The organism is Pseudomonas sp. LBUM1645 (assembly GCF_059716185.1).
The window spans coordinates 22666-41021 of record NZ_CP166811.1 but is presented as its reverse complement, the minus strand read 5'-3'; the positions used below and the strand labels follow the sequence as shown (position 1 = coordinate 41021).

The following is an 18356-nucleotide window of genomic DNA, read 5'->3' as shown; positions in this document are numbered from 1 at the left end:
ATGAATGTTGGCTGTTACTCAGTCATCGCGAGCAAGCTCGCTCCCACATTTGTTTTACGTCGACTTCAGGGTCTGAGCGGCGGCGCGACTTTCTGCCCTTGCTCCACCGCCCAAGCCACCACCTGCGCCGTCAGTTGATCACTGGCCTGGCCAAACCCGGCCACCACCGCCGGCACCTTCACATCGCTCAACGGCTGGCGCACTTCAAAGCGGCGGCTGGCGAGAATTCGCTGGTCATAACCGCGCACCAGCAACGCATCCAGCCGCACGACAACGCTCGCGTTCGTTCCTTGGTATTCAGTCTGGAACGCCTGCAGGCTACCGCCCAGTTCAAGATCAGCCTGGAAATTGCTGTCGTCGGTGCTCAGCAATGAAACCCGTCCATCACGCTGGAAACCATCCAACAGACGATTGCGCAGCAACACCGGTGCCGGGTCGCTCCAACGCGAAGCCTTGTAGCTGCTGATCAGATCACCCTGAGGGATCACGGCGATCTTCGGGCTGTTCAAGGCTTCGCTGGCCTGTGGCTTGGTCAGGCGTAGCGACCAGCGTTGCGGCGTCCCGTGGCTGGCCGATGCGCTGCTTTGGGCCGAAGGCAACCGATAGACATCGGACGGCTCGGACTTGGGCAGGATCGAGCAGGCGCTGAGCACAATGAAGCTGGCGAGGAGGGCGAGGTGAGTCAGCTTCATGGCGTGAACTCCTTGTTCTTGTCATTGCCCAGCAAATAACCGGCGGGGTTGGCTTCCAGACGCTGGGAAATAGCCCGCAAAGACGTCAGGGTGTCGCGCAGTTCACGCACCGCCGGGGCCAGGCCATTGAGGCCTTGCATGCCGCTGTTGAGCGAATCCTGATTGGTCGTGAGCAACGTATTGATGGTCGCGCTGCTCTGTTCCAGCGACTTCATCGCCTGCTCGGCGCTGCCGAACATCTGCTTGCCTTGATCGTTGAGCATGCCATTGGCGTTGCGCATCAGCGCCGACGTCTGTTCCAGCATGGCGCCGGCCTGTTTGCCGACCGAGGCCAGTTGCTGCATCGCCTGGCGAATATCGCCGCGCTGGTCGGCGATGGTGCCGGTGGTTTGTTCCAGATGCTCAAGGGTCTTGCTGATGCGCTCGACGTTCTCCGAAGAAAACATCTGATTGGCGTTGTGCATCAGCATGTTTACACCGGCCACCAGGTCGCCGCTGTCATTCAGCAAACGGGCGATGGGCGAGGGCGATGCAATAATGGTCGGTAAGTTACCGTCCTTGCCCTTGAGCTTCGGACTTTGCGGTGTACCACCGCTGAGCTGAATGATCGAGGTGCCGGTGATCCCGGTCAGCGCCAATATGGCCCGGGTGTCCTCCTTGATCGGCGTATCACCGCCCAGACGAATCCGCGCCAATACCCGGCGCGGGTCTTTTGGGTCCAGGCGCAGGGTCACCACGTCGCCGACCTTGATCCCGCTGTACTGCACGGCGCTGCCCTTGGACAGGCCGCTGACCGCCTCGTTGAAGACGATTTCGTAATCCTTGAACTCGGTGTCGACGCTGGACTTGGCCAGCCACAAGCCGAAGAGCAGGGCGCCCGCCACCACAATCACGGTGAACAGGCCGATCAATACATGATGGGCTCGGGTTTCCATGTCAGACCTCCTTAAGCTGTTGAGCTGCGGTCAGCGCCGCGCGGCCGCGAGGGCCATGGAAGTATTCGTGAATCCACGGATCGTCGGTTTCCGACACCTTGTCGATGGCGTCCGCCACCAGCACTTTCTTTTGCGCCAGCACCGCCACGCGGTCGGTGATGGTGTAGAGCGTGTCGAGGTCGTGGGTGACCAGAAAAACACTCAGGCCCAACGCATCGCGCAGGGTCAGGATCAACTGATCGAACGCCGCCGCGCCAATCGGATCGAGGCCGGCGGTGGGTTCGTCGAGAAACAGGATGTCCGGGTCCAGCGCCAACGCCCGGGCCAGCGCCGCGCGCTTGATCATGCCGCCGGACAGCGAAGCGGGGTACTTGTCGGCCGCCGACAGAGGCAACCCGGCCAAGGCCATTTTCACTGCCGCCAGGTGTTCGGCATCCTCTCGGCTCAAACCGGCATGCTCGATCAGGGGCAGGGCGACGTTCTCGGTGACCGTCAGCGAAGAGAACAGGGCGCCTTTCTGGAACAGCACGCCGAAGCGTCGTTCGACCTTTGAGCGCTCGTGTTCGGACAACGTCGGCAGGTTTTTGCCAAAGACCTTCACCACACCGTCGCTGGGCTGGCGCAAGCCGACAATGCTGCGCAACAGCACCGATTTACCGCTGCCAGAACCGCCGACCACGGCGAGGATTTCGCCCTTGTACAAATCCAGATTGAGGTTCTCATGCACGCTCTGACTGCCGAAACGATTGCACAGACCGCGGACTTCGATCACCGCCTCGGAGGGCGCTCGGGGTAGACGACTCACCAGCCCATCTCCATGAAAAACAGCGCAGCCACGGCGTCGAGCACGATCACCACGAAAATAGACTGGACCACGCTCGACGTGGTGTGCGCGCCGACGGACTCGGCGCTGCCACTGACCTTGAAGCCTTCGAGACAGCCGATCGCCGCGATCAGAAACGCGAAGATCGGCGCTTTGACGATCCCCACCAAAAAGTGCTGAACACCGATGTCGGTTTGCAGCAGCGACAGGAACATCGCCGGCGAAATATCCAGCGCCACCGCGCAAACCACACCGCCGCCGACGATCCCCGAAAGCATCGCCAGAAAGGTCAGCATCGGCAGCGCGACCAGCAGGGCCAAGACTCGCGGCACCACCAACAGCTCCATCGGGTCGAGGCCCAAGGTGCGAATAGCGTCGATCTCTTCGTTGGCTTTCATCGAGCCGATCTGCGCGGTGAACGCACTGGCGGTGCGGCCGGCCATCAGGATTGCGGTCAGCAACACACCGAATTCGCGCAGGAAGGAGAACGCCACCAGGTCCACGGTGAAAATACTCGCGCCGAAACTCGCCAACACCGTCGCGCCGAGAAACGCCACCACGGCGCCCACCAGAAAGGTCAGCAGGGCAACGATGGGCGCGGCGTCGAGGCCGGTCTGTTCGATGTGCGCCACCATCGGCGTGAGGCGCCAACGCTTGGGGCGAAACAGACCACGGGCGATGGTTTCGAGAATCAGGCCGACGAAACCCAGCAGTTGCAGGGTGTCCTGCCAGACCGTGTCGACCGCGCGGCCGATGCGGGTCAGCAGTTGAATGCCAACGCTGATTTCCGGCTCCTTGATCGGTACGCAGAAGTCGGTCAGCGAGCAATAGACGGTCTGCAACAAGGCACGGTCGGCCGAGGACAATGTGCAATCGGGATGCTCGGCGGATCGGCCCAAACGCTCGGACCCGAGCAACTCCACCAGCAGCGACGCGCCGGCGGTGTCGAGCGCGCCGAGGCCGTTGAGGTCGATGTGAGTGCTGTCGTCGTATTGGCCGCGGAGCTTTTCGCTCAGGTGCTTGAGATCGGCGTAATGGGCAAGCGTCCAGTCACCCGTGACCCGCAACTGAGCAGGGGAGTGAGAGGTGTCCAGTCGGGCACTGCCGGGCATTGTGCTGCTGGTCATAAGCTCCGTGCTTTATCGGCTATTACGCAGCTCTACGTAATAGCACGAACGGGTTACTTTGCGGCAGTCGCAGGCTTGTTGTCCTTTACCACGAAGCGCAACACACCAATGACCTGGCCATCTTCGGTCAACACCCGAACCTGCCATTTACCCGCGGGGTTGCCGGGGAAATTCTGTTTGTGGGTCCAGGCCCGATAACCTTCCTTGCGCCCGCCATGGATGTCCAGAGGGATGCGATCGACCTCTTTGCCGTTGAACTGCCACACGTGATAAATCCGCTCATCCAGACCACGCGGGGCGTTGATCGCGGTGTAGGCGTACAGCCCGTCACCACGGATCTGGTCGGCGCTGACTTCTTCCAGACTCTTGCCAGGTGTGCGGTCCTGCATTTGCGTGCTGATCGCCACGTCGGTCATCCACAGGGTCGCCGGCGGCACCCAGGATCGCAGCACCCAACCGAGCGCGCCGATGCCCAGCGTGATACTGAGAATCGCCAAGGCGTTGCGCACGGTACGAATCGGGAAGATCGACGCCAGACTCGGGAACGACAGCACGACGGCGGTGCCCAGGGCCAGTTTGAAACTCTGAGCGGTGGTCAGGTGCAGGATGACGGGCAGGGCGGTCAGCAGTGCAGCGAACAGCGTCAGGGTATGCAGTGCCAGGAACGCCCAGCGCCGGGGGGCCAGCCATTTGTAGTAGAGCGGGTCGATGATGGAAATCAGCGCGGCGATGCCCAGCAGACCGGTGAAGAACAGCTGGCCGCTGTTCCAGGTGGTGGTGATAAAAAAGAACGGCAGGACAAAGAACAGGCTTTCCTGGTGGATCATCTGCGTGGCGTAGCGCAGCAGAGGTTTGGGGATTTCGCGTTTGAAGATCCTGGCGAACAGCTTGGTGAGGCTGTTTTCCAGCATCAGCCAGATCCAGCTGATCAGCATGATGGTGGTGATCCAGGTCGCCAGACCTTGCTGGCGATCCACCAGAATGAAACTGCCGACCCCGGAAATGAAACCACCGAGCGCAATGACCCCTGGGTAGCGCTTTATCAATTCCAGGATGCGCTGGACGTATAGGGTCAGAGTAGGCATTCGGCGGTTCGCAATAGTCGTGGGAAAAATCCTCGACAGGGTAACCGCCGAGGGTCGGGCATGGCGAGGGGCTGTGATCCGATCACAAAACCCCTGTAGCAGCTGCCGAAGGCTGCGTTCGGCTGCGAAGCAGTCGTAAACCATTCAACGCGGTCCATCAGGTATATCTGACGTAACGGATTTGCGACTGCTGCGCAGCCGAACGCAGGCTGCGCCAGCTGCTACACGGTTCGCGGTGTCCTTCGATGCAAGCGCCAACCCATCAGCATCAATACGATGAGCCCCAGCACCCCGGCAATCGCCCACATAAACTGATCATCACTGATCAACGGCTTTTCGATCCGCAGGTAGCCCGGCTGCATGAGCAATTCACGCATGGCCTTGTTTGCTTCCTCCAGTGTCACCCCTTGCAGTTCCTTGGCCGGGTTGGCGAAACGGCCGTCCTCGTAGTCCCCAAGGGCACTCCAGTAATAATCGGCCAACGCGCTGTTGCCTTGCACGGCCCAGGCCTGGCGGGCGATGGCGGCCTGCTTGAGGCGGTTGAAGGTGCGGGCATTGAGACCGTCCCTGAGCAACCCGGCCTTCAGATCATCCAGCACCTGTTCGGCCTCGGGCACGTCATCGCGTTCAACGTCGGCGTTCAGGCTCATGAAGCCCACACCGCCAAACACCTCGCGCTCGGCCGAAGGCCCGTAGGACAAGCCATGGGCCAGGCGCAATTGGCGGTAGAGCGCCCAGTCCAGATAGTCCTTGAGCAAGTCGAAGGTTTCGTCGTGCTGATCTTCCAGCACCGGCTCCGGCACCAGCCAATGCAACTTGGCACTGCCGCCGACAAAACCGTGACTCAGGGTGCGCTCATGGGCGGCACTGGCCTGGATGGCTGGCAAGGGCGGGTGATCGGTCGGGTCGACCGCTTCAAGCGCGCCATAAGACCGTTCCAGATAGGCCGGCAGCAACCGGTCAAGGTCGCCGACGACGATCAGGGTCATGTTGTTGGGCGCGTACCAGGCCTTGCGTACCTGTTCCAGCTGATCGCGGGCCAGGTAATCAACCTCAGGCCGCTCGGGGCATTTGAGGCCCAGTTCCACCGCCAGTTGATTACTCGCCGTGTGGCCAAGATCCTGGCGATCCAGCCAGCGTTGCAGGTGCGAGTAATGGCCGCCGTCTTCGCGCTCGACCACTTGTTTGGCGGTGTTGATGGCGTTGTCGTCGATTCGGGTCTGGGTCAGCAGCGCCAGCAGCAGGTCGAGGACCTTGCGCTGGTTTTTCGCCGGGGCTTCGATGACGAACGTCGTGTCGGCATTGCTAGTGTAGGCGTTCCACTCACCACCCAGGGCCTGCATGCGTTCTTCCAGCCCGCCTTCGCCAGTGGCGTCGATGCCGCTGAACAGCAAGTGTTCAAGCAGGTGCGGCAGCTCCTTGTCGGCGCAGCTGAAATCATCGATGCCGACGCCGACCACCAGACGAATCGCCACATGCCCGCGCTCCGTGCCGGGTTTGAGCATTAATTGCAGGCCATTGGGCAGCGTATAGCCCTCGACCTGAAAGCGATCCAGGGCAAATGAAGGGAGTGAACCAAGCAACAGACAGGCGAACAACAGACAACGCATAACGAGTTTCCATACGGCCAGCGTAAGTTCAACAGACTTCATGCAACTGTGGACGTTCAGGGTGAATGAGTGATGTCAGCGAATTCGTCGACCGCCAGGGCACCGGTGTCGGAAGTTTCCAGCACCACATAGGCGCTGCTGCAAAACAGCGAATTCAGACGCTTCATGTCGGCAATCAACTCCAGGTGCAACGAACTGGTTTCGATACTCTGCACGATCTTACGTTGCAATCGGCTGACGTGAGCATGGGCCAGGCGCCGTTCCTGTGCGCGAAAGCGACGTTTCTCACGCAATAACTGGCGGGCACTTTCCTTATCGGCACTGAGGAACACCGACAACCCCAGGCGCAGGTTGGATATCAACTGAATGTGCAGCCCCGCCAACTCTTCCAGGCCGACCTCGGAAAAAGACCGGCGCTGTGAGGTTTTCTGCTGCTGAACCTTGCGCAGCATGCGTTCGATGAGGTCGCTGGCCAGTTTAAGGTTGATCGCCAGCTCGATGATTTCCGCCCAACGACGGCTGTCCTGCTCACTGAGGTCTTCGCGGGGCATTTGCGCCAGATACAGTTTGATCGCACCGTAGAGCGATTCCACATCATCGGTCAGGCGCCGCATTTCCTGGGTAACGGCGGTTTGCTTGCCGTTCAGCACGTCGAGCATGGCCTCGAGCATGTTGTCGATCAGGTCGCCGATACGCAGGGTTTCCCGGGCGGCATTGGCCAGAGCCAGGCTGGGCGTGACCAACGCCGTCGGATCAAGATGCCGCGGTTTGGCAGTGCCGTTGACTTGCGGGCGCTCCGGCAGCACCCACGCACAGAACCTGGCCATCGGTCCGACACTCGGCAGCAAGATCAGGCAGCGCGCAGTGTTGTAGAGCAGGTGAAAGCCGATGACCATTTCTTGAGGGCTGAAGTCCAGGCTGTCGATCCAGTGCACCAACGGGTCGAGTACCGGGATGATCAGCAACAGGCCGATCAACTTGTACAGCAAGCTGCCCAACGCCACCTGGCGGCCGGCGGCGTTCTGCATGCTGGTGCTGAGGAAGGCGAGGATGCCGCTGCCGATGTTGGCGCCGATCACCAGGCCGATGGCCACGGGCAGGCTGATCACTGCGGCGCCGGCCAGGGTCGCGGTCAGCAGGACGGCGGCTAGGCTGGAGTAGGAAACCATTGCGAACAACGCGCCGACCAGGGCATCCAGCAGGATGTCGCCGGTCAGCGAGGCGAAAATTACCTTCACGCCTTGGGCCTGGGTAATCGGCGCGGCAGCCTCGACGATCAGTTGCAGCGCCAGAATGATCAGCCCCAGGCCGATGCTGACCCGGCCCATCTGGCCCAGTCGGGTCTGTTTGCGCGACAGGAAGAAAATCACCCCAAGAAAAATCAGCAGCGGTGACAGCCATGACAGGTCGAAGGTCAGCACCCGCGCCATCAGCGCGGTACCGACGTCGGCCCCGAGCATGGTCGCAAGGGCCGGGGTCAGCGCCATCAGGCCCTGACCGACAAAGGAGGTGACGAGCATGGCGGTGGCGTTGCTGCTCTGGACCATCGCTGTCACGACGATCCCCGAGATGAACGCCAGCCAGCGCTTGGACATGTTCCGGCCAATCACATGGCGCAGGTTGGAACCGTAGACCCGCAGGATGCCGGTTCGGACGATGTGCGTGCCCCAAATCAACAAGGCCACGGCAGATAACAAATTGAGCAGGGTGAGCATGCAGGCCCCCTGTGGTGGTAGCGCCCCAAAGGGGCAAGTTGACGGTGCCGCGCGTTCTTCTACGTTCTGTACTTAAGCTGTAGTTGGCTAACGGTCTACGCGCCAGCATCGCACAGCTAAAGAAGCGATTGAAACAAAACTGTCATAAAAACAGCTTGATGCAGATATGAAAAAGGGGCCCGAAGGCCCCTTTGTCATCACATGGCATTCGGGTTACTGACCCGGAATGTCCTTGCGCAGTTTCACCGGGTCCTGCTGCTTGCGCTTTTTCGCCATCGCGGTGCGCATCTTGATGTTGATCGCTTCCACCGCCAGCGAGAACGCCATGGCGAAGTAGACGTAGCCTTTTGGCACGTGAACGTCGAGGGATTCAGCAATCAGCACGGTACCGACTATCAACAGGAACGACAGCGCCAGCATCTTCAGCGACGGGTGCTTGTCGATGAACTCGCTGATGGTGCCGGAAGCCCACATCATCACCAGCACGGCAACGACGATCGCCGCGACCATGACCGGTACGTGGGACACCATGCCCACGGCGGTGATGACCGAGTCCAGCGAGAACACGATGTCGATGATCGCGATCTGAATGATGGTGTAGAGGAAGTTGCCACCCTTGCCGCCCGGTTCCTCATTGGTTTCGTCTTCACCTTCCAGCGCGTGGTACATCTCTTGCGAGCTCTTCCACAGCAGGAACAGACCACCGAAGAACAGGATCAGGTCACGCCCGGAAATACCCTGGCCGAACACTTCGAACAGGTCGGCGGTAAGGCGCATGACCCAAGTGATCGACAGCAGCAACAGGATCCGCGTGACCATGGCCAGCGCCAGGCCGAAAATCCGGGTGCGCTGTTGCATGTGCTTGGGCATGCGGCTGACCAGGATCGAAATCATGATGATGTTATCGATACCCAGGACGATTTCCAGGGCGGTCAGGGTGAAGAAGGCAACCCAGATTTCAGGGTTGGTCAGCCATTCCATGTGTATTCCTTTGTGCGAGTGTTAAACCACGAAGGGCCCAGGCTTCAAACAACAAAGCCTGGACCCGTCATGGTGAGTCTTGGGCTTATAGAGTGCTGAACAGCGGAAAAATCCCCATCAGCAAAGCGGCGACCAGTATGCACATGCAAACCAGCACTGCCCACTTCAGGGTGAAACGCTGGTGATCACCGAAGTCGATACCGGCCAGGGCCACCAACAGATAGGTCGATGGTACCAGCGGGCTCAGCAAGTGGACGGGCTGACCGACGATCGAGGCACGTGCCATTTCAACCGCGGTTATACCGTAATGACTGGCTGCTTCGGCAAGTACTGGTAACACGCCGTAATAAAATGCGTCGTTCGACATGAAGAACGTGAACGGCATGCTCACCAACGCGGTGATTACGGCCAGGTACGGACCGAGGAAATCAGGGATCACCGCCAACAGGCTTTTCGACATGGCATCGACCATGCCGGTGCCCGACAGGATACCGGTGAAGATACCGGCCGCGAAGATCAAACCGACCACCGCCAGCACGCTACCTGCGTGGGCCGCGACGCGGTCTTTCTGCTGTTGCAGGCACGGGTAGTTGACGATCATCGCGATGCTGAACGCCACCATGAACAGCACCGGCAGCGGCAACAGACCGGCAACCAGGGTGCACATCAGGGCCAGGGTCAGGGCGCCGTTGAACCAGATCAACTTCGGACGACGGGCATCCGGGAATTGCGAAACGGTGATTTCACTGTGGTCGATTTCATCGCCCACCAGGTGCAGCTCACCCAGGCGCGCACGTTCACGCTTACCGTAGAAGTAGGCAATCGCGAGGATGGCCAGCACCCCGAAAGCCATCGCCGGAATCATCGGTACGAAGATGTCGGACGGGTCCACATGCAGCGCACTGGCCGCACGAGCGGTCGGGCCGCCCCATGGTGTCATGTTCATCACGCCACCGGCGAGGATGATCAGGCCGGCCATGATCCGCGGGCTCATGCCGATACGGGCGTAGAGCGGCAGCATGGCGGCCACGCAGATCATATAAGTGGTCGCGCCGTCACCATCGAGGGAGACGACGAGCGCCAGTACGGCGGTGCCGACCGAAACTTTCAACGGGTCGCCCTTGACCAGTTTGAGGATCTTGCGCACGGCCGGGTCGAACAGGCCGGAATCGATCATCAGGGCGAAGTACAGAATGGCGAACATCAGCATCACACCGGTCGGTGCGAGCTTGGTGATGCCTTCGAGCATCATCGGGCCGATCTTCGGCGCAAAACCACCGAACAGCGCGAACAGGATCGGGATGATGATCAGAGCGATCAGCGCTGAAAGGCGCTTGGTCATGATCAGGAACATGAACGTGATGACCATGGCAAAGCCAAGGAAAGTCAGCATGGGAATACTCCAGGCATAGCGCGGCTAGGGAATGGGCGAACCGGGTGGGTCAGCGCAGAACGGGAAGCACGAGGCGTATGGGCGGAGTGACAGCGAAGTGGCGGGTAGCAGAGGACATCAGGATCACCATTGTTGTTGTTAAATGGGCTGTGCGAGCGATAAAACACTGGCATTGGCCGACCGGTCTGTTGCCGGTAGTGGGGGCGATCCTAATCGGGGAAGCTTTCACCCAGCTTTCGCGGATGAAAGCATTGACCAGATGTGCAACCGGTCGTCGGACGGGCTCAAAGTCCCTGAATACGGGACAGGAGGTAAAAACATGGCCGAAATTCATACGGGCGGATGCCATTGCGGACATCTGCGCTATCAATTCAGCGGGTCTTTGCACGACATCGCCCACTGTCATTGTTCGATTTGCCGACGGGTCAGCGGCGGGATCGTGACCACCTGGATCACCGTGCCCGCGTCAGCCTTTGAATGGGTGAAAGGAACGCCCGCGCAGTACAACTCTTCACCACCCTGCGTACGGTATTTCTGCGGCAACTGTGGGGCGCAACTGGCGCTGATAACGCAGCTGAGCCCTGACAGCATCGACTTGACCATCGCCACCCTCGATCATCCCGAGCAGGCACCCGCCGAAAAACATATCTGGACTGACAACCGACTGCCCTGGCTGCATCTGGACGAACATTTGCCCGGCGAAGCCGAGGAACAGTTGTAAACTGATCAAAAAATAGACAGATCCAGTGACCGAATCGCGCCCATCCAGATGGCATGCTCGGTGTGGTCGAGTAGATCGTCGCCGGTGTCCGGGTGCAGGAACACCACCAAACCCTTGCGGTTGAGCGCAAGCCAGGGCAGCACGTCGCCGATGTATTGCGGCTCGAAAGCCAACTGGCAGCTCCAGTCCGGGTGCGGGCCCACCGGCCGTTCATGGACGCGCCCCATCCTCACTGGAAACAGTTGCGCCGCCTGCTCACACAAGGCTCGCGCCTGAGGAAGGGTACTGGCGTCGAAGTAGACATGGGCGTGGTAGCCCTTGATCCGCTGCATTTGAAACCCTCTGAACCGAGTCGAACCGGCGTTGTTTCCCACAGGTCACACGCCATAGAGATAGGAAGAACGGAGCACGGACATGAAAAATGCCGAAACCCCGGTGGTGAAAGTGGTGCTTTATGGTGCCATGAGTAGCCTGGGCAGTGCGCTGATGGCTGAAATGCTGCGGCGCCAACATGAAGTGATCGCGATTCTCGATGACCTGACGGCGCTCGCGCCGCGCCCGGGATTGCGGACCAAGACCGGCGATTTGTTCGACGCCAAGCGGGTCAAGCAGAGCGTCGCCGGTTGTTCGGCGGTGATCTGTCTGCTGGATGCACCCGGGTTGCCGATGAACAGCGAGCACGTGGAAAAATCCATCGTGCCCGGCCCGGTCGAGGAAGTGCTGGCGGTGGATGCGCTGATCGATGGCATGCAGGCCTCAGGGATTACCCGGCTGTTTCTGGTCGGAGATTTCGAGGTACTGGACGATCCGGAGATAGAAGATCGACTGCAACGCCACGCCGCCGAAGAAATCCGCGAAGCCCTGCAAAGCAGCACCTTACACTGGACGCTGATCAATGCGCCGCGCGGGGTGGCCGGGCTGACCATCGAGCACTTCAGCCACGTCAGCCGCAGCCTGGAGCCGGGCCTCGCCGAACCGCTTGAGCGGTTGAGCCGGGTGGCGGTCGGGATTGCCGATGAGTTGCGGTTGAACCTGCATGTCGGCGAACACGTGACCTTTGTCGCGACCGAGGCTATACAGCGATAGATGGCAGCGGCAGGCCATTCAACGATTGCGCACTGCTGGCCTGCTCAGCCATCAGCCAGTCCACAAACTGTTGAATCAGCGCACCACGCCGTTTCCGCTGGGGCAGGACCACGTAATAGCCGAGCCTGGAAATCACCGTTTCCGCAATCGGTCGACACAACAAACCTTGCGCCAGCAAGTTATCCACAAGGTGCCGCCACCCGATGGCCACGCCCTGGCCGCCAATCGCCGCTTGGATCAGCAACGTGTAATTGTCGAAGCGCAATTGCCCGGGCGCAGGTGCCGAAGCGATCCCCAACTCACGAAACACGCCGCTCCAGTCGAACCAGTTGCTGCTGTTTTCGCCTCGAAGGTGCAACAGCGGGAACTCGAGTAATGACTGGGCCGGCAAGGGCAGGGGACGGTCCTTCAACAGCAGCGGGCTGCACACCGGGAAGACTTCTTCGCTGAACAGCCAATGGCTTTCGCCCTGTTTGAATCGGCCATCACCAAACAACACCGCCACATCAATATCGGTGCGCAGCATGTTGAGGCTGCGTTCGCTGGTGACCAGGCTCACATCCACTTGAGGATTGGCGGCATGAAAGCGATGCAGGCGCGGCATCAACCAATACGCGGCGAAGGCGAAATCGGTGGCGACTTGCAACACTTCATGTTGATGCTGTGCGCTGATCGCGCTTAATCCTGCGTCGATGTTCTGCAATCCGAGCTGAACCTGCTCAAACAGGATCGTTCCGGCCTCGGTCAGTTCGATGCCACGATAGATCCGGTCGAACAGCCGCGTCCCGAGTTGCTCTTCCAACCGTTTGATCTGTTGGCTGATGGCCGGTTGCGTGGTGCCGAGCTCCACTGCAGCGGCGGTGAAGCTGCGCTGTCGGGCCGCCGCTTCAAAGGCGCGAAGCAAATCCAGAGACAAATCACCAAGGGCGTCATACATAAGCTGTGCTTATCCTAGTCATTGCCGCGCATGGGCTTTACCACAAACGGCATGGGCTACATGCTCGATCGCAGCACTCTCGCATAAATATTCACTATGGAATGCCGCGATCACATGAAGCGCAAGAATATTCTTTTCATCATGGCCGATCAGATGGCCGCGCCAATGTTGCCGTTCTACGGCCCTTCGCCCATCAAACTGCCCAATCTCAGCCGCCTCGCCGCCGAAGGCGTGGTGTTCGACGCCGCCTATTGCAACAGCCCACTGTGCGCGCCGTCGCGTTTTACCCTGGTCAGCGGTCAGTTGCCGAGCAAGATCGGCGCCTACGACAACGCGGCCGATTTCCCCGCCGACGTACCGACTTATGCCCACTACCTGCGTCGACTTGGCTACCGCACGGCGCTGTCGGGCAAGATGCATTTCTGCGGACCGGATCAGCTGCACGGCTATGAAGAACGCCTGACCAGCGACATCTACCCGGCCGATTACGGCTGGTCTGTGAACTGGGACGAGCCGGACGTGCGTCCAACCTGGTTTCACAACATGTCGTCGGTGCTGCAGGCCGGGCCGTGCGTACGCACCAATCAGCTGGATTTCGACGAAGAGGTGGTGTTCAAGGCCCAACAGTATTTGTTCGACCACATCCGTGAGGATGGCGATCAGCCGTTCTGCCTGACCGTTTCGATGACTCACCCACACGACCCGTACACCATTCCCAAAGCTTTCTGGGATATGTACGGCGACACCGACATCCCATTGCCTGAGACCCCGGCGCAGACAGAACTTGATCCGCACTCCCAACGTTTGCTCAAAGTTTACGACCTGTGGGACAAACCGCTGCCTGTGGATAAGATTCGCGATGCGCGCCGGGCGTACTTCGGTGCGTGCAGCTATATCGACAGCAACGTCGGCAAACTCCTGCAAACACTCGAGGAAACCGGCCTGATCGATGACACCATCATTGTCTTCTCCGGCGACCACGGCGACATGCTCGGCGAGCGTGGGCTCTGGTACAAAATGCACTGGTACGAAATGGCCGCCCGCGTTCCGCTGTTGATCAGTGCGCCGGGGCAATTCGGGGCTGGCCGGGTCAGCGCGGCGGTCTCCACTGCCGATCTGTTGCCGACCTTCGTGGAACTGGCCGGCGGTTCGCTGGAGCCGGGGCTGCCGCTGGATGGCCGCTCACTGGTCTCGCACTTGCAAGGGCAGGGCGGACATGACGAGGTGTTTGGCGAGTACATGGCTGAAGGCACGATCAGCCCGCTGATGATGATTCGCCGCGGCGCCTACAAATTCATCTACAGCGAAGACGACCCTTGCCTACTCTTCGATGTACACAACGACCCGCGCGAACTGGAAGAACTCAGTCAATCGCCACAACATCGAGCGCTTTTCGAAGATTTTCTCGCCGAAGCCCGGGCCAAATGGGATATCCCGGCGATCCACCAACAAGTGCTCGCCAGCCAACGGCGCCGACGTTTTGTCGCCGATGCATTAACCATCGGCAAGCTGAAGAGCTGGGATCACCAGCCGCTGGTGGACGCCAGTCAGCAGTACATGCGCAACCACATCGACCTCGACGATCTGGAGCGTAAAGCACGTTATCCACAACCCTGCCAAAACCAATAATGTTAAGGGGAATGCCATGCGTAGGTTATCCACAGCAATGACGGTCGGGCTTCTGGCTCTGGGCAGTGCATCGGCCTATGCCGATCAGAGTTGCGAGACGGTGAAAATGGCCGACCCTGGCTGGAGCGACATCGCCGCGACCAACGCCATCACCGGGTTTCTGCTGGACGGCATGGGCTACAAGGCCAAGGTCGACACGCTGGCGGTGCCGATCACCTTTGGCGGCTTGAAAGATGGCCAGGTCGATGTGTTTCTGGGTAACTGGATGCCGGCACAGCAGGGTTTCTACGACAAGTTCGTGGCCACCGGTGATGTCACGCAATTGGCGAAGAACCTCGATGGCACCGAATTCACCCTCGCCGTCCCGGATTATGTCTGGGACGCGGGAGTGCATGACTTTGCCGACCTGAACAAATACGCCGACAAGTTCGACAAGAAGATCTACGGCATCGGCTCCGGCGCTCCCGCCAACATCTCGTTGCAGGAAATCATCAAGAAGAACGACTTCGACATGGGCCAGTGGAAACTGGTCGAGTCCAGCGAGCAGGCAATGCTGGCGGAAGTGTCTCGCGCGGTGAAAAAACAGAAGTTCGTGACCTTCCTCGGCTGGACCCCGCACCCGATGAACGTGCAACTGAAAATGCATTACCTCAAGGGCGGCGAGAAGTACTTCGGCGATACCGGCAGCGTCCATACCCTGACCCGCAAAGGTTATGCACAGGCCTGCCCGAACGTCGGCAAACTGCTCACCAACCTGAGTTTCACCCAGGAAATGGAGAACAGCATCATGGCCGAGGTGGTGAACAAGAAGGTCAGCAATGCTGATGCGGCCAAGGCGTGGATCAAGGCTAATCCGGCGGTGCTGGATAAGTGGCTGGATGGGGTGAAGACAGTGGATGGGAAGGATGCGTTGGGGGCGGTGAAAGCCAAACTCTGAATCATCCTGTGGCGAGGGAGCTTGCTCCCGCTGGAGTGCGTAGCGCTCCCGATTCGGCAACTGCAGTTTGTCAGTCTCACCGAGTTGTCCAGACTTGCGACTGCTGCGCAGCCGAGCGGGAGCAAGCTCCCTCGCCACAATGATCTGCCCACTGTAGGCCAATGGTTTACCCTGACGATTTACCCCTTGCCGAGAGGACCCATGGCCTTTCCAAGCCGACATTCGCTCTTCCCCTTCCTCAGCTGGCTGCCCCGGCAAACCCGCGCCAGCGTCGGTCGTGACCTGATCGTCGGCCTCAGCGGTGCGATTCTCGCGTTGCCGCAATCCATTGCCTACGCGCTGATCGCCGGTCTCCCACCTGAATACGGTCTGTACGCGGCGATTATCCCGGTGCTGATCGCCTGTCTCTGGGGTTCTTCATGGCACTTGATCTGCGGGCCTACGGCGGCGATTTCTATTGTCTTGTACGCCAGCGTCAGTCCTCTGGCCGTTCCTGCGTCAGAGGACTACGTCACCCTGATCCTGTTGCTGACGCTGCTTGCCGGCATTTTCCAGTGGCTGCTCGGTTTGCTGCGCTTTGGCGCCTTGGTGAATTTCGTCTCGCACTCGGTGGTGCTGGGTTTCACCCTCGGCGCGGCGGTGGTGATTGCCATCGGCCAACTGCCGAATCTGCTGGGGCTGGAATTGCCCAACCAGGCAACAGCGCTGAACAGCTTGATGATGCTCTTCAGCCACCTCGGCGAAGTGGATAAACCGTCGCTAATGCTGGGCCTGGCGACGGTCGTCGTGGGCGTGATCCTGAAATTGCTCCTGCCGCGCTGGCCGACGCTATTGATCACTCTGGCGCTGAGCGGATTGCTGGTCTGGCTCTGGCCATCGATGTTCGGCCATGTGAAGTTGGTCAGCGCGTTTGTCGGGCGGCTGCCGCCCTTAAGCCCGCTGCCGCTGGATCTGGACCTGATTCTGCGCTTGCTACCCAGCGCGGTGGCGGTGGGCATGCTCGGGCTAGTCACCAGTCTGTCTATTGCCCGATCCTTGTCGGCCCGTTCCCAGCAGTTGCTCGACGCCAATCAGGAAGTCCGTGCCCAGGGTTTATCGAACATGGTCGGTGCGTTTTTTTCCGGCTCGCTGTCAGCCGGTTCCTTCACCCGCTCGGGCCTGAGCTACGAAGCGGGTGCCTGCTCGCCGATGGCCGGCGTTTTTTCGGCGGCGTGGGTGGCGCTGTTTGCCATCTTCGGCGCAAATTTGATCGCGCACATTCCGATCCCGGCCATGGCCGGCAGCATTCTGTTGATCGCCTGGGGGCTGGTGGATCATCGCGGCATTCGCGCGTTGCTGCGGGTCAGCCGCGCCGAGTTCCTGGTCATGGCGCTGACCTGTGTCGCCACGCTGCTGCTGGAATTGCAGACCGCGATCTACGCCGGGGTGCTGGCATCGCTGTTCTTCTACCTCAAACGCACCTCGCAACCGCGGGTCCAGCATTGGCGTGATGGGGATGAAGACATTCTACGGGTTGGCGGTTCGATCTTTTTTGGCGCCAGCCATTACCTGCAAGTACGCCTGCAGCGGATGCACGGCGCGCGTGTGGTGATCGAGGCGCAGCAGATCAACTTCATCGACTATTCAGGCGTGGAGATGTTGCACCAGGAAGCGCGACGGCTACTGCGCCAGGATCGCAGCCTGACCCTGCGGCGCGCGCGGCCGCAGGTGGTGGAAGAATTAAGGAAGCTGGAAGGGGCGGAGAAATGCCCGATCCGGTTCGAAGATTGAAAAGATCGCAGCCTTCGGCAGCTCCTACAGGGTGAACGCTTATCCCGTGTAGGAGCTGCCGAAGGCTGCGATCTTTTGATCTTAAAGCGCTAGCTGCCGGCGAAGTTCGGCGAGCACCGGTGCCGTATCCGGGCGCACGCCGCGCCACAGGAAGAAGGCTTCTGCCGCTTGTTCAGCGAGCATCCCCAAGCCATCCATCGACACCGCAGCGCCATGTTCACTGGCCCAGCGGCAGAACGACGTCGGCTCCTTGCCGTACATCATGTCGTAGCAAACCGTCTTACCCGGCTCGATCAAACTGCTGGCAATCGGTGGTACATCCCCTGACAGACTGGCGGACGTCGCATTGATGATCAGGTCCACCGACTCCTTCAACCAATCGAAACCACTGGCCGACACCGGCCCCAGGTCCGCGAACAATTCCGCCAACAGTTCGGCTTTTTCCACCGTGCGGTTGGCGATGATCACCGAGGCGGGTTGCTCGGCCAGCAACGGCTCCAGTGCACCGCGCACGGCGCCGCCAGCACCGAGCAGCAGGATGCGTTTGCCCTTGAGGCTGAAACCGGCGTTGACCGTCAGGTCCCGCACCAGTCCGGCGCCATCGGTGTTATCGCCCAGCAGGCTGCCATCGGCCAGTTTGCTCAACGTGTTCACCGCACCGGCGCGTTGCGCCCGCGCCGTCAGGCTGTTCGCCAGACGATAGGCCTCTTCCTTGAACGGCACCGTCACATTCGCCCCGCGACCTTCGAGGAAAAACGTCCGGGCGCACGTGGAAAAATCATCGAGGGGCGCCAGCAACGTGCTGTAGTCGAGTTTTTGAGCCGTCTGCTCGGCGAACAGACGGTGGATCAGCGGCGACTTGCTGTGGCCAATCGGGTTACCGAATACGACGTAACGATCCATCAGAATTCCTCG

Annotated in this window: 17 protein-coding genes; 5 read left to right on the top strand and 12 right to left on the bottom strand. The window is 60.2% G+C overall.

All coding sequences use genetic code 11. The features are described from left to right. Positions 1-65: 65 nt before the first annotated feature. From ACA079_RS00190 to ACA079_RS00150, 9 genes are all read right to left on the bottom strand, one after another. Entirely contained in the window at positions 66-692 is a 627-nt protein-coding gene (locus tag ACA079_RS00190; RefSeq protein WP_497702191.1) for an ABC-type transport auxiliary lipoprotein family protein, read from the bottom strand. Beyond that, positions 689-1627 (bottom strand): MlaD family protein, encoded by a 939-nt coding sequence (locus ACA079_RS00185; protein ID WP_497702190.1) that lies wholly within the window; start codon positions 1625-1627, stop codon positions 689-691. The genes ACA079_RS00190 and ACA079_RS00185 overlap by 4 nt, the downstream gene beginning before the upstream one ends. A gap of 1 nt (position 1628) precedes the next feature. Further along, a complete protein-coding gene (locus ACA079_RS00180) occupies positions 1629-2432 on the bottom strand; it encodes an ABC transporter ATP-binding protein (RefSeq protein ID WP_497702189.1) in 804 nt (267 codons plus the stop codon). Then, entirely contained in the window at positions 2429-3577 is a 1149-nt protein-coding gene (locus ACA079_RS00175) for an ABC transporter permease (protein ID WP_497702188.1), read from the bottom strand. The genes ACA079_RS00180 and ACA079_RS00175 overlap by 4 nt, the downstream gene beginning before the upstream one ends. Positions 3578-3630: 53 nt before the next feature. Next, positions 3631-4662, bottom strand: coding sequence for a DUF5924 family protein (locus ACA079_RS00170; RefSeq protein ID WP_497702187.1), 1032 nt, complete (start codon positions 4660-4662; stop codon positions 3631-3633). 221 nt (positions 4663-4883) lie between these two features. Further along, positions 4884-6272: a M16 family metallopeptidase gene (locus ACA079_RS00165; protein ID WP_497702186.1), complete on the bottom strand. Its 1389-nt coding sequence runs from the start codon at positions 6270-6272 to the stop codon at positions 4884-4886. A 56-nt stretch (positions 6273-6328) separates the two neighbouring features. Continuing rightward, positions 6329-7987, bottom strand: coding sequence for a Na/Pi cotransporter family protein (locus ACA079_RS00160; protein WP_497702185.1), 1659 nt, complete (start codon positions 7985-7987; stop codon positions 6329-6331). A 213-nt stretch (positions 7988-8200) separates the two neighbouring features. Beyond that, positions 8201-8968: a TerC family protein gene (locus ACA079_RS00155; RefSeq protein ID WP_415758507.1), complete on the bottom strand. Its 768-nt coding sequence runs from the start codon at positions 8966-8968 to the stop codon at positions 8201-8203. A gap of 85 nt (positions 8969-9053) precedes the next feature. Next, complete coding sequence (locus tag ACA079_RS00150; RefSeq protein WP_497702184.1) at positions 9054-10361, bottom strand: CitMHS family transporter; 1308 nt, start codon at positions 10359-10361, stop codon at positions 9054-9056. 319 nt (positions 10362-10680) lie between these two features. Here ACA079_RS00150 and ACA079_RS00145 point away from each other — a divergent pair, with 319 nt between their 5' ends. Next, positions 10681-11082, top strand: a complete 402-nt coding sequence (locus ACA079_RS00145; RefSeq protein WP_497702183.1) for a GFA family protein — start codon at positions 10681-10683, stop codon at positions 11080-11082. Between the two features lie 5 nt (positions 11083-11087). Here the strand turns inward: ACA079_RS00145 and ACA079_RS00140 are convergent, their stop codons facing one another. Beyond that, complete coding sequence (locus ACA079_RS00140) at positions 11088-11414, bottom strand: DOPA 4,5-dioxygenase family protein (protein ID WP_497702182.1); 327 nt, start codon at positions 11412-11414, stop codon at positions 11088-11090. 82 nt (positions 11415-11496) lie between these two features. Here ACA079_RS00140 and ACA079_RS00135 point away from each other — a divergent pair, with 82 nt between their 5' ends. Beyond that, complete coding sequence (locus ACA079_RS00135; RefSeq protein ID WP_497702181.1) at positions 11497-12168, top strand: NAD(P)-dependent oxidoreductase; 672 nt, start codon at positions 11497-11499, stop codon at positions 12166-12168. Here ACA079_RS00135 and ACA079_RS00130 read toward each other — a convergent pair. Further along, positions 12155-13105: a choline sulfate utilization transcriptional regulator gene (locus ACA079_RS00130; protein WP_033059739.1), complete on the bottom strand. Its 951-nt coding sequence runs from the start codon at positions 13103-13105 to the stop codon at positions 12155-12157. The genes ACA079_RS00135 and ACA079_RS00130 overlap by 14 nt on opposite strands. A gap of 114 nt (positions 13106-13219) precedes the next feature. On the opposite strand from ACA079_RS00130, the gene betC reads away from it, so the two are divergent. The 3 genes from betC (at position 13220) to ACA079_RS00115 (ending at position 17441) form a co-directional block, all read left to right on the top strand. Beyond that, positions 13220-14734 carry a choline-sulfatase gene (gene betC, locus ACA079_RS00125; RefSeq protein ID WP_497702180.1) on the top strand — a complete coding sequence of 505 codons (1515 nt, stop codon included), beginning with the start codon at positions 13220-13222 and terminating at the stop codon, positions 14732-14734. Between the two features lie 16 nt (positions 14735-14750). Next, positions 14751-15671 (top strand): choline ABC transporter substrate-binding protein, encoded by a 921-nt coding sequence (gene choX / locus ACA079_RS00120; protein ID WP_497702179.1) that lies wholly within the window; start codon positions 14751-14753, stop codon positions 15669-15671. A gap of 201 nt (positions 15672-15872) precedes the next feature. Next, a complete protein-coding gene (locus ACA079_RS00115) occupies positions 15873-17441 on the top strand; it encodes a SulP family inorganic anion transporter (RefSeq protein WP_497702178.1) in 1569 nt (522 codons plus the stop codon). An 81-nt stretch (positions 17442-17522) separates the two neighbouring features. Here ACA079_RS00115 and aroE read toward each other — a convergent pair whose 3' ends face one another. After that, positions 17523-18344 (bottom strand): shikimate dehydrogenase, encoded by an 822-nt coding sequence (gene aroE, locus ACA079_RS00110; protein ID WP_033059731.1) that lies wholly within the window; start codon positions 18342-18344, stop codon positions 17523-17525. Positions 18345-18356 lie beyond the last annotated feature (12 nt).